Consider the following 11,864-nt stretch of genomic DNA (forward strand, 5'->3'; position numbering starts at 1 on the left):
GGTCGCCACGTTGGCCAGGTCGCTGCCGGCGCCGGGCTCCGAATAGCCCTGGCACCACAGCTCGGTCACGTCGAGGATCTTCGGCAAGAAACGCTGCTGCTGCTCGGGCGTCCCGAACGCGATCAGCGTGGGGCCGAGCAGCTCCTCGCCGAAGTGATTGACCTTGTCCGGCGCGTCGGCCTTGGCGTACTCCTCATAGAAGGCCACCCGGTGCGCGGTGGACAGGCCCCGGCCGCCGTGCTCGACCGGCCAGCCCAGGCAGGTCAACCCTGCCTTGGCCAAATGCTGATTCCATGCCCGGCGCTCTTCGAAAGCCTCGTGCTCGCGTCCGGGGCCGCCGAGACCCTTGAGAGCTGCGAATTCGCCGACCAGATTGTCGGCGAGCCAAGAGCGGACCTCCGCCCGGAACTCCTCGACGTCCTGCATGCCCTGTAGGCTAACCTACCAAGCACTTGCTTTGTAGCTCGGTGACGATGCGCGCCGCGGAGCGGCGTGAGGAGAATCGAGCGATCAAATTGCGCCAGCGTCGCTACAGGAGCATTCGATGACCAACGATCCGCGCACGGTGCCCGCCGCGCTGGATCGTTTCGCGGATCAGCTGCCCGATCACGACGCGTTGATCACCGACGAACGGTCCTTCACCGCCACCGCGCTGCGCGACGAGGTGCGCCGAGCCGCCGCCGCCCTCATCGACCTCGGCGTCCAAGCGGGTGACCGGGTTGCCATCTGGTCACCGAACACCTGGCATTGGGTGGTGGCCTGCCTGGCAATCCACCACGCCGGCGCGGCCATGGTGCCGCTGAACACCCGCTACACCGCTGCCGAGGCCGGCGACATCCTGGCCCGCACCGGCGCGCCGGTGTTGTTCGGGATGGGCCGATTCCTGGGCAACGATCGCGTTGCCGACCTGGACCGCGCGGCGCTGCCCGCGCTGCGCCACATCGTGCGGATACCGATCGAGGCCGCGGAGACCGGGGCCGGAACCTGGGACGACTTCGTCGCCCGGGGCGCCGACCTGGACGCGGTCGCCACTCGTGCGTCTGGCGTCACGCCCGACGACGTCAGCGACATCCTCTTCACGTCCGGCACCACCGGCCGCAGCAAAGGCGTGCTGTGCGCGCACCGGCAGTCGCTGTCGGCGTCGGCGTCCTGGGCGGCCAACGGCAAGATCACCAGTGACGACCGCTACCTGTGCATCAACCCGTTCTTTCACAACTTCGGCTATAAGGCCGGCATCCTGGCCTGCCTGCAGACCGGCGCGACGCTGATTCCCCACCTGACCTTCGACCCGCTGCGCGCGCTGCAAGCCATCGAACAGCACCGCATCACCGTGCTGCCCGGGCCGCCCACCATCTACCAGACGCTGCTGGACCACCCGGCACGCAACGACTACGACCTCAGCTCACTGCGGTTCGCAGTGACTGGCGCCGCGACCGTGCCCGTCGTGCTGGTCGAGCGCATGCAATCCGAACTCGACATCGACATCGTGCTGACCGCCTACGGGCTGACCGAGGCCAACGGCATGGGAACCATGTGCCGGGCCGACGACGACGCCGTCACCGTGGCCACCACCTGCGGACGTCCCTTCGCCGACTTCGAACTGCGCATCGACGCCGACTCACCCGAGGAATCGGGAGAGGTGTTGCTGCGCGGGCCGAACGTGATGCTGGGCTACCTCGAAGATCCGGAGGCCACCGCAGCCGCCATCGACGCCGACGGCTGGCTGCACACCGGTGACATCGGCGCCGTCGACGCCGCCGGCAACCTGCGCATCACCGATCGGCTCAAGGACATGTACATCTGCGGCGGATTCAACGTCTACCCCGCCGAGGTCGAGCAGGTGCTGGCCCGGATGGACGGTGTGGCCGACGCCGCCGTGATCGGGGTTCCCGACGAGCGGCTCGGCGAAGTGGGCCGGGCGTACCTGGTGACCCGGGCCGGCGCCCAGCTCGATGAAGAATCCGTGATCGCTTACACCCGAGAACATCTGGCGAATTTCAAGGCACCGCGGTCGGTGCGGTTCGTCGACGCGCTGCCGCGCAATGCGGGCGGCAAGGTGCTCAAACCACAACTGCGAGAGCAGGACTAATGGATCTGGAACTCGACGAGGACACCCTGGCCTTTCAGGCCGAGGTGCGGGCATTCTTGTCGGCCAATGCCGATTCGATCCCGACGAAGTCATATGACAACGCCGAAGGCTTTGACCAACACCGGCATTGGGACCGCGTGCTGTTCGACGCCGGCTTGTCGGTGATCACCTGGCCGAAGAAGTACGGCGGCCGCGACGCACCGCTGCTGCACTGGGTGGTGTTCGAGGAGGAGTACTTCCGGGCCGGCGCGCCGGGACGCGCGAGCGCCAACGGCACCTCAATGCTGGCGCCGACCCTCTTCGCGCACGGCACCGAAGAGCAGCGTGACCGGATCCTGCCGAAAATGGCCAGCGGCGAGGAGATCTGGGCCCAGGCGTGGTCGGAGCCGGAGTCCGGCAGCGACCTGGCTTCGCTGCGGTCCACCGCTACCCAGACCGACGGCGGCTGGCTGCTCAACGGGCAGAAGATCTGGAGCTCGCGGGCACCGTTCGCCGAGCGGGGTTTCGGGCTGTTTCGTTCCGATCCGGGCGCCGAGCGGCACAACGGGCTGACGTACTTCATGTTCGACCTGAAGGCCGAGGGCGTGACCGTGCGGCCCATCGTCCAGCTGGGCGGTGACACCGGCTTCGGCGAGATCTTCCTTGACGACGTCTTCATTCCCGACGAGGACGTGATCGGTACCCCGCACGAGGGCTGGCGGGCGGCCATGAGCACGTCGAGCAACGAGCGCGGCATGTCCCTGCGCAGCCCGGCGCGCTTCCTGGCGACCGCCGAGCGGTTGGTGCGGCTGTGGAAGGACAGTGGCTCGCCCGACGCATTCGCCGACCGGGTCGCCGACGGCTGGATCAAGGCGCAGGCCTACCGGCTGCAAACCTTCGGGACGGTGACCCGGCTGGCCCTCGGCGGGGAGCTGGGTGCCGAGTCGTCGGTGACCAAGGTGTTCTGGTCCGACCTCGACGTCGAATTGCACCAGACCGCGCTCGACCTGCTCGCCGCCGACGGGGAACTCGCCAGCCGATGGACCGAGGGGCTGTTGTTCGCATTGGGCGGCCCGATCTATGCCGGCACCAACGAGATTCAGCGCAACATCATCTCCGAGCGGTTGCTGGGGCTGCCGCGCGAGAAGTCCGGGGGCAAGAAGTGAAATTTGCGCTAGACGAACAGCAGCGCGACTTCGCGGCCAGCATCGACGCCGCGCTCGGCGCGGCGGACCTGCCCGGTGCGGTGCGCGCGTGGTCCGCGGGCGATACCGCACCGGGCCGCAAGGTGTGGGAGCAGCTGGCCAACCTGGGCGTCACCGCCTTGGCCGTTCCGGAGAAATTCGACGGCCTCGAGGCCCATCCGGTCGACCTCGCCGTCGCCGTCGAGCGCCTCGGGCGCTGGTGCGTGCCGGGCCCGGTGGCCGAATCCATCGCGGTGGCACCGGTATTGCTCGCCTCCGGCGATCGCGCCGACCGCTGCGCAGAGTTGGCAGCCGGGGAATTGATCGCCACGGTCGCCATGCCGCCGCAGACACCGCGTGCCGTCGACGCCGGCGTCGCCGGCCTGGTGCTGTTGGCCGGCGAGGACGGCGTCACCGAGGCGACACCGGGCGACGTCCACGAATCCATCGACCCCAGCCGCAAGCTCTCCGACGTGACCGCGACCGGCGAGGCGTGGCACGCAGACATCAAGCGGGCCTACGAGTTCGGCGCGCTGGCGACCGCGGCGCAGCTGATCGGTGCGGCCGAGGCGCTGCGCGACGGAGCGGTCGACTACGCCAAGCAACGCACCCAGTTCGGCCGGGTGATCGGCTCGTATCAGGCGATCAAGCACAAGCTCGCCGACGTGCACATCGCCATCGAACTGGCCCGTCCGCTGGTGTATGGCGCGGCGCTGACCATGGATCCGCGCGACGTCAGCGCGGCCAAGGCGGCCGCGTCCGAGGCGGCGCTGCTGGCGTCGCGGTCGGCGTTGCAGACCCACGGCGCCATCGGTTTCACCCAGGAACACGATCTGTCGCTGTTGCTGCTGCGCGTGCAGGCGTTGCGGTCCGCGTGGGGTACGCCGGAGGGACATCGGCGGCGAGTGCTGGAGGCGCTATGACTCGCGTCGTGACGATGCAAAGCGTAGCGATGAGGAGGAGCGGCGCCCATGACTGAAGAACGGCAGATGCTGGCCGAGACCGTCGCCGCCCTGGTGGCCAAGCACGCCGGCCCGGCGGCCGTGCGCGCGGCCATGGAGTCCGACCGTGGCTACGACGAATCGCTGTGGCAACTGCTGTGCGAGCAGGTCGGCGCCGCGGCCCTGGTGGTGCCCGAGGAGTTGGGCGGCGCGGGCGGCGAATTAGCCGACGCCGCAGCCGTTTTGCAGGAACTCGGCCGTGCCCTGGTGCCCTCGCCGCTGCTGGGTACCACGCTGACCGAGCTCGCGCTGCTGAGTGCGACCGAGCCGGATGCCGCCACGCTGGAAAGCCTGGCCGAGGGCGGCTCGATCGGCGCGCTGGTGCTCGATGCCGACTACGTGATCAACGGCGACATCGCCGACGTTGTGGTCGCCGTCGAGGACGGCCGGTTGAACAGGTGGACCCGGTTCGGCGCGGAGCCCGTCACCACCATGGACCCGACCCGGCGCCTGGCGCGGGTGAAAGCCGAGGAGACCGTGCCGATCGGCACCGACCCGGGACTGGCGGACAAAGCGGCCGTCCTGATGGCCGCCGAGCAGATCGGCGCCGCCGAACGCTGTCTGGAACTGACCGTCGAATATGCCAAGGACCGCGTGCAATTCGGCCGGCCGATCGGAAGCTTTCAGGCCCTCAAGCATCGAATGGCCGATCTGTATGTCACCGTCGCCGCGGCGAAGGCCGTCGTCACCGACGCGTGTAACGACCCCGCCCCCACCAACGCCGCCACCGCGCGCCTGGCCGCCACCGAGGCACTGAACGCGGTGGCCGCCGAGGGGATCCAGCTGCACGGCGGCATCGCGATCACTTGGGAACACGACATGCACCTGTACTTCAAACGTGCCCACGGCAGCGCGCATCTGCTGGAATCGTCGCAGGGACTACTCAAGCGATTGGAATCCGAGGTACTCACGACGCCGTGACCGACCGTGTCTCGCTACGAGCCGGCATCCCGCCGTTTTACGTGATGGATGTCTGGCTGGCGGCCGCGGAACGCCAGCGCAGCCACGGCGACTTGGTCAACCTGTCGGCCGGCCAGCCCAGCGTCGGGGCCCCCGAGCCGGTGCGAGCGGCGGCGGCCGCCGCCGTGCATTCCAACGAACTGGGCTACTCGGTGGCGTTGGGCATTCCCGAGTTGCGTACCGCGATCGCCGCTGACTATCAACGCCAGCACGGGCTCGACGTGGAACCCGACGCGGTGGTGATCACGACGGGTTCCTCGGGCGGCTTCCTGCTCACCTTCCTGGCCTGCTTCGACGTCGGTGACCGGGTGGCCCTGGCCAGCCCCGGCTACCCGTGCTACCGAAACATCCTGTCGGCGTTGGGATGCGAGGTGGTGGAAATCCCCTGCGGACCGCAGACCCGCTTCCAGCCGACCGCGCAGATGCTCGCCGAACTCGACCCCGCGGTGCAAGGTGTGATCGTCGCGAGCCCGGCCAACCCAACGGGCACCGTCATCGAGCCGACGGAGCTGGCCGCGATCGCCGCGTGGTGCGATGCGACGGGGGCGCGGCTGATCAGCGATGAGGTCTACCACGGTCTGGTCTACGAGGGGGCACCGCAGACCAGCTGCGCGTGGCAGACATCGCGAAATGCCGTAGTGGTCAACAGCTTTTCGAAGTACTACGCGATGACGGGCTGGCGGCTCGGCTGGCTGCTGGTGCCGGCCGAGCTGCGCCGCGCGGTGGACTGCCTCACCGGGAACTTCACCATCTGCCCGCCCGTGCTGTCACAGCTCGCCGCCGTCGCGGCCTTCACCCCGGCGGCCACCGCCGAAGCCGACGGCCACCTGCATCACTATGCGGCCAATCGCTCGCTGGTGCTCGACGGGCTACGCAGCATCGGCGTCGAGCGACTGGCCCCGACCGACGGCGCGTTCTACGTGTACGCCGACGTCTCGGAATTCACCGACAACTCGATCGAGTTTTGTTCGAAGCTGTTGGAGGACACCGGCATTGCGATCGCGCCGGGCATCGACTTCGACACCGCGCGCGGCAATTCGTTCGTGCGGCTGTCGTTTGCGGGGCCGACGAACGACATCGAAGAAGCGCTGCGACGGCTCGGCCCCTGGCTTTCGGCCCGCTAGCGAACCCGGCGAGGCGCTCAAGCGTCGAGCACCTGCGCGATGCGCGCCTCGAGCGCACCCCGATCGCCGACGCCCGCCACGTCGATGCCGAACCGCTCACCGAGCGCGTCGACAACCGCCGCCGCGTCATCGAGGCGCATTTTCTCGCTACCGTCGGCGCGGTGGATGGTCAGGTTTGCACCGGCCAGGTTGTAGCGGGCGTCGTCGGTGGTCAGCGCAACCGTCAGGCCGGTCACGAATGTCGACGTCGGGTGCGTGGACACGTACCAGCTGCCCACCGTCAGATCGATCTGCGGCACGGTCTGGGTGCCGAAGACGTACAGCGGTTGCCACTCGTCGCGGACCAGGGCCTGCAGGACCAGCCCGTCACCGTGATCGTTCAGCCGGTACGGCTCGTGGGTGGTCTGCTGGGCGTTCCCGGTCTGCAACCGGATGGGAGAGGTCAGGGTCTGGCCGCCGAAGCCGACGTCGACCAGGAAGGAACCCTGCGACCCGGGGAAGGTCACCGCGAGCACCGTGTGTGTCTGGGCGCCCAGCGGTGCGTCGGGCGGCTGCATCCAGACCACCCGCCCGGCCAACCGCCGCACCCGAAAGCCGATTTCGGTCAGTGCGTACCCCATCAGCCCGTTCTGCTCGTAGCAGTAGCCCCCGCGGCGCCGGTAGACCAGCTTGTCGATCAGCGCTTCCGGGCTCAGGTCGTCGACCGGCACGCCCCTGAGCGGGTCGAGATTCTCGAACGGGATCGAGCCGGTATGCGCGGTCATCAGGTCCTGCAGCACCTCGAGGGTCGGCTCGGCGGGACCCCCGTAATTGATGCGGTCGAAGTACGGGCCCAGATCCAGCGTCATGACACCATTCTGGCGCGCGGACCCCCGCCGAAGCAGCGGGCGTCGGCATCGGTTGTTTCATCCATGTCGAATACGGCAACCCGCCAACAGGTGGCCTTAGCGCTTCCCAACACTGACAACGGAGTCCATCATGAACACCAGCAACACCGTCTGGATCGTCGTCGCCGCAGTCGTGGCCGTCTTCATCATCATCGTCCTCATCATGCTTGCCCGGAGAGCGAGCCTGCGCCGCCGCGAGCGGGAAGCCGAGGGTATTCGCGAACAGGCCAAGGTGGAGAGCGCCAAGGTCGAGCGCCGCGAGGCGCTGGCCGCGGAGACGGCCGCCAAAGCCCGCGCCGCGCAGGCCGAAGCCGAGGCCAAGGCGGCCGAAGCCGCCCGGCTGCAGGATCGGGCGGCAGCGCATCAGACCGAAGTGGCGTCCTCGCGCGAACAACTGGACGAGCAGTTTAAGCGGGCTGACAGCCTGGACCCAAGGGTGAAGGCCGATAAGGATTCGGCCGCCGACGAGGGTGGCGCCGACCGCGACGCCGCGTGGAGCCAGGAGCAGCCAATCCCGGACAACTCCCCCACGGTGAACTTGTCGGGCACCGAGCGCGACGCCGGAAGCCATCGCGGCGGGCCCACCTAAAGAACCACTACAGCCAGGTGTCCTGGGTGGTGGTGGTCAGAAACGCCTCCAGGTCGTCGCGCCACTGCGCCGGCGTCGTCTTGTCCGGCTCGATACCGGTGTACTCACCGCGATAGAACAGCAGCGGCCGCGGTTTGATTTTGGGCGCTTCCGAAAGCGATTGCACCGCACCGAAAACAACGAAGTGGTCGCCTCCGTCGTGCGCGGAGGCGACCGTGCAGTCGATGTAGGCCAGCGAATTGTCGATGATCGGTGAACCGAGTTCGGAAGGGTGCCAGTCGATCCCGGCGAACTTGTCCGGCTCCTTGGAGCCGAAGCGGGCCGAGACGTGCTTCTGGTGCTCGGTCAGCATGTTGACGCAGAACCGGCCGCTGGCCTCGATGGCCTTCCACGACCGCGACACCTTGGTGGGGCAGAACAGCACCAACGGCGGATCCAGCGACAGCGCCGCGAAGGACTGGCAGGCGAAGCCGACCGGGACGTCGTCATGCACGGTGGTGATGATCGTGATCCCGGTGCAGAACTGGCCGAGCACGCTGCGGAACGTGCGCGGGTCGATCGGCGCGGCAGTCATAGCACCGAATTTAGCCCTTGAAGCCGACGCTGAAGTCGTGGCCCCACAGGCTGATCGCGGTGCTCTCCCTTGCGATCCAATCGCTGTCTTCGACTTGCCTTCCCTCGCAGCCGAACTCGACATCGAACCCGCTGGGCGTCTTCATGTAGAAGGACAACATCAGGTCGTTGACGTGGCGGCCCAGCGTCGCCGACATCGGCACCTTGCGGCGTAGCGCCCGATCCAGGCACAGGCCCACGTCGTCGGCCTGTTCGACCTCGACCATCAGGTGCACGATGCCGCTCGGGGTCTGCCCCGGCATGAAGGCCAGGCTGTGGTGACGCGGGTTGCAGCCCAGGAAGCGCAGCCAGGCCGGCGGCCCGTCGGCCGGCCGACCGACCACCTGCGGCGGTAACCGCATCGAGTCACGCAGCTTGAAGTCCAGCACATCCCGATAGAAGTGCAGCGTCTCTTCGTCGTCGCGGGTGGTCAACACCACGTGCCCCAGGCCCTGCTCGGCGGTGACGAACTTGTGCCCATACGGACTGACCACCCGACGGTGTTCGAGGGCGGCGCCGTGGAAGACCTCCAGGCAGTTACCGGACGGATCGGAGAATCGGATCATCTCGTCGACCCGGCGATCGGCAAGTTCGGCGGCGGTGGCCTCCTTATAGGGGGTGCCCTCGACGTCGAGCCGGTTGCGGATCTCTTGCAGGCCCGCGGCGTTCGCGCATTCCCAGCCGGCCTCGATGAGCCGGTCCTGCTCGCCGGGCACGATCACCAGCCGGGCCGGAAAGTCGTCCATCCGCAGATACAGCGCACCCTCGCCTGCGCCCTTGCCCTCGACCATTCCGAGGACCTTCAGGCCGTAGTCGCGCCAGGCCGCCATGTCGGTGGCCTCGATACGCAGATAGCCCAGAGAGCGGATGCTCATCGCGCACCTCCCAGGAAATCGATGGTGAGCTTGTTGAACTCGTCGAACTTCTCCACCTGCGCCCAGTGCCCACATTGGCCGAACACGTGAAGCTGGGCACGCGGAATGGTTTTCAGTGGGACCAGTGCGCCGTCGAGCGGGTTGACCCGATCCTCGCGGCCCCAGATCAGCAGCACCGGCTGACGCAGCCGATGCACCTCGCGCCACATCATGCCGAGCTCGAAGTCCGCTCCGGCGAAAGACATTCCCATCGCACGGGTCGCCGTCAGCGATTCGGGCGTGCTGGCCAACTCGAAACGCTGCTCGATCAACTCCGGGGTGATCAGTTTCTGGTCGTAGACCATGACCCGAAGGAATGCCTCGAGGTTTTCGCGGGTGGGTTCGGCGGAGAACTTGCCCAGCCGTTTGACGCCCTCGGTCGGGTCGGGCGCGAACAGGTTCACGCTCACCCCGCCGGGCCCCATCAGCACCAGGCGGCCGGCCCGGTCCGGGTAGTCCAGTGCGAAGCGGACCGCGGTGCCACCGCCCAGTGAATTCCCAACCAGCGGAACGCGTCCCAGGCCGAGGTGATCGAAGAGGCCCTTGAGCGCCCGCGCGGCGTAGTGGTTGAACTGCCCGTGCTCGGCGCGCTTGTCGGAGTGGCCGTACCCGGGCTGGTCGACGGCCAGCACGTGAAACTGCTTCGCCAGCACCGGGATATTGCGGGAGAAGTTCGTCCAGCTCGCCGCGCCCGGGCCGCCGCCGTGCAGCAGCACCACCATCTGCTCGTTGCCGACACCGGCCTCGTGGTAGTGCAGCTTCAGCGGACCGTCGACGTCCACCTCTGCGAAGCGCGAAGTGGACTCGAAGGTGAGCTCTTCGGTTGCCGAGGTGCCGGTCATTCGGCGCCGCTCCTCTCCCCCGCAAGCGGGAGGTGCCCCCACATCGCTTCGCTCTGCATCGTCGCCGGCGCTAGACCATGGTGTCGCCGGGCGGCAACCCGAACTCGTTGTTCCCGAAGATCTGGTAGGCCCGCTCGGGGTCGTTGGCCGCGTGCACGCGGCCGGCATGGGCGTCACGCCAGAATCGTTGCACCGGTTGGTCATTGCCCAGCGCGGTGGCACCGGAAGCCTCGAACAGCCGGTCGATGGACGCGATCGCACGGCCGGTGGCGCGCACCTGATCGCGGCGAGCGCGGGCACGCAGGTCAAACGGGATCTCCTTGCCGGCGGACAGCAGCGCGTACTCGTCGGCAACGTTGCCGCTCAGCTGGCGCCACGCCGCGTCGATGTCGCTGGCGGCTTCGGCGATGCGGACCTTGGCGAACGGGTCGTCCTTGGCCTTCTCACCGGCGAACGCCGCGCGCACCCGCTTGCCCTGGTGTTCGACGTGCGCGTCGTACGCCCCGTAGGCCATGCCGACGATCGGCGCGGAGATCGTGGTGGGGTGCATTGTGCCCCAAGGCATCTTGTAGACCGCGGCGGTGTTGGTCTCGTATCCACCCGCGGTGCCGTCGTTCATCGCCTTGTAGGACAGGAACCGGTGCCGCGGCACGAAGACGTCCTTGACGACGACGGTGTTGCTGCCGGTGCCGCGCAGGCCGACGACATGCCACACGTCGTCGATGCGGTACTCGCTGCGCGGGATCAGGAAGGAGCCGAAGTCGACAGGGCGGCCGTCCTTGATCACCGGACCGCCGAGGAACGCCCACGTGGCGTGGTCACAACCCGACGACCAGTTCCATGAACCGTTGACCAGATAACCGCCGTCGGTCACAACGCCCGCGCCCATCGGGGCATACGACGACGAGACCCGGGTCTTGGGGTCCTCGCCCCAGACCTCCTCCTGCGCCCGCTGGTCGAACAGCGCGAGGTGCCAGTTGTGCACGCCGATGATCGAGCTCACCCAACCGGTGGAACCACACGCGCTGGCCAGCCGCCGCACCGCCTCGTAGAACAGCGCCGGATCGCACTGCAACCCGCCCCACTGCTCGGGCTGCAACAAGGTGAAGAAGCCCACATCCTGCAGGTCCTGAACGGTTTCGTCGGGCAGCCGCCGCAGATCCTCCGTCGCCTGAGCGCGTTCGCGTATCTGCGGGAGCAGATCATCGATGCCAGCCAAAACCGACTGCGCATCACGCTGTTGAATGGACGTCACTTACGTTTGCCTCCTGCGCCAGACTTACTCAGCGGACTTACACCAGAGACTAGAACACGTTCCGATTTGTGTCGAGCAGGGTATTCCTGCGGCTGGTAGCGATACGAATCCGCTTTTCTGTAACATGTTCTAGTTGCCACGAAAGGAAGGGACGGGCCTTGACCGAGGCGATTCCCGACGAGCCACTCGGTGACCACGTCCTTGAACTGCAGGTCGCCGAGGTCATCGCCGAGACCGACGATGCGCGGTCGCTGGGAATGCGCAGCGTCAAGAACTGGCCCGGCGCGTACCGCAGCCGCTCCGGCGGGACGTCGGGGTCGCCCGCCTCGTCCGGCACCGCGAACACCAGCGACCGCGCATCGTCGGTCTCGGCGATGACCTCGGCGACCTGCAGTTCAAGGACGTGGTCGCCGGCGGCTCGTCGGGAA

At 67.8% G+C, this 11,864-nt stretch carries 11 protein-coding genes and 2 pseudogenes; 6 read left to right on the forward strand and 7 right to left on the reverse strand.

Annotation, left to right across the window (positions count from 1 at the left end):
- A pseudogene (gene ipdE1 / locus A5652_RS18795) lies at window positions 1-426 on the reverse strand (acyl-CoA dehydrogenase IpdE1); the annotation flags it as partial.
- 118 nt (window positions 427-544) lie between these two features.
- Here ipdE1 and fadD3 point away from each other — a divergent pair.
- Genes fadD3 through A5652_RS18820 form a run of 5 tightly spaced genes read left to right on the forward strand, consistent with a single transcriptional unit; the run spans window position 545 to window position 6,337 of the window.
- Complete coding sequence (fadD3, locus tag A5652_RS18800) at window positions 545-2,089, forward strand: 3-((3aS,4S,7aS)-7a-methyl-1,5-dioxo-octahydro-1H-inden-4-yl)propanoate--CoA ligase FadD3 (RefSeq protein ID WP_067354836.1); 1,545 nt, start codon at window positions 545-547, stop codon at window positions 2,087-2,089.
- On the forward strand, window positions 2,089-3,234 hold the full coding sequence (locus tag A5652_RS18805; RefSeq protein WP_067354838.1) for an acyl-CoA dehydrogenase family protein: 1,146 nt from the start codon (window positions 2,089-2,091) through the stop codon (window positions 3,232-3,234). The genes fadD3 and A5652_RS18805 overlap by 1 nt, the downstream gene beginning before the upstream one ends.
- Window positions 3,231-4,175 (forward strand): acyl-CoA dehydrogenase family protein, encoded by a 945-nt coding sequence (locus A5652_RS18810; RefSeq protein WP_067354840.1) that lies wholly within the window; start codon window positions 3,231-3,233, stop codon window positions 4,173-4,175. The genes A5652_RS18805 and A5652_RS18810 overlap by 4 nt, the downstream gene beginning before the upstream one ends.
- Window positions 4,176-4,223: 48 nt before the next feature.
- Window positions 4,224-5,174, forward strand: coding sequence for an acyl-CoA dehydrogenase family protein (locus A5652_RS18815; protein ID WP_067354844.1), 951 nt, complete (start codon window positions 4,224-4,226; stop codon window positions 5,172-5,174).
- Window positions 5,171-6,337, forward strand: a complete 1,167-nt coding sequence (locus A5652_RS18820; protein ID WP_067354847.1) for a pyridoxal phosphate-dependent aminotransferase — start codon at window positions 5,171-5,173, stop codon at window positions 6,335-6,337. The genes A5652_RS18815 and A5652_RS18820 overlap by 4 nt, the downstream gene beginning before the upstream one ends.
- 17 nt (window positions 6,338-6,354) lie before the next feature.
- Here A5652_RS18820 and A5652_RS18825 read toward each other — a convergent pair whose 3' ends face one another.
- A complete protein-coding gene (locus tag A5652_RS18825) occupies window positions 6,355-7,185 on the reverse strand; it encodes an arylamine N-acetyltransferase (protein WP_067354849.1) in 831 nt (276 codons plus the stop codon).
- A 130-nt stretch (window positions 7,186-7,315) separates the two neighbouring features.
- Between A5652_RS18825 and A5652_RS18830 the strand changes: the two genes are divergently transcribed.
- Window positions 7,316-7,813 carry a hypothetical protein gene (locus A5652_RS18830; RefSeq protein ID WP_067354852.1) on the forward strand — a complete coding sequence of 166 codons (498 nt, stop codon included), beginning with the start codon at window positions 7,316-7,318 and terminating at the stop codon, window positions 7,811-7,813.
- Window positions 7,814-7,820: 7 nt separating this feature from the next.
- Here A5652_RS18830 and hsaB read toward each other — a convergent pair whose 3' ends face one another.
- The 5 genes and pseudogenes from hsaB to A5652_RS27000 form a co-directional block, all read right to left on the reverse strand.
- Entirely contained in the window at window positions 7,821-8,387 is a 567-nt protein-coding gene (hsaB, locus tag A5652_RS18835; protein ID WP_067354857.1) for a 3-hydroxy-9,10-secoandrosta-1,3,5(10)-triene-9,17-dione monooxygenase reductase subunit, read from the reverse strand.
- A 10-nt stretch (window positions 8,388-8,397) separates the two neighbouring features.
- On the reverse strand, window positions 8,398-9,300 hold the full coding sequence (hsaC, locus tag A5652_RS18840; RefSeq protein WP_067354868.1) for an iron-dependent extradiol dioxygenase HsaC: 903 nt from the start codon (window positions 9,298-9,300) through the stop codon (window positions 8,398-8,400).
- Window positions 9,297-10,181, reverse strand: coding sequence for a 4,5:9,10-diseco-3-hydroxy-5,9,17-trioxoandrosta-1(10),2-diene-4-oate hydrolase (hsaD, locus tag A5652_RS18845; protein ID WP_067354871.1), 885 nt, complete (start codon window positions 10,179-10,181; stop codon window positions 9,297-9,299). The genes hsaC and hsaD overlap by 4 nt, the downstream gene beginning before the upstream one ends.
- Before the next feature lie 70 nt (window positions 10,182-10,251).
- Window positions 10,252-11,436, reverse strand: a complete 1,185-nt coding sequence (gene hsaA, locus A5652_RS18850; protein WP_067354875.1) for a 3-hydroxy-9,10-secoandrosta-1,3,5(10)-triene-9,17-dione monooxygenase oxygenase subunit — start codon at window positions 11,434-11,436, stop codon at window positions 10,252-10,254.
- 202 nt (window positions 11,437-11,638) lie between these two features.
- Window positions 11,639-11,864, reverse strand: a pseudogene (locus A5652_RS27000) (3-ketosteroid-9-alpha-hydroxylase); the annotation flags it as partial.

Source organism: Mycobacterium sp. 1165178.9 (genome assembly GCF_001673555.1).
Lineage (GTDB): Bacteria > Actinomycetota > Actinomycetes > Mycobacteriales > Mycobacteriaceae > Mycobacterium.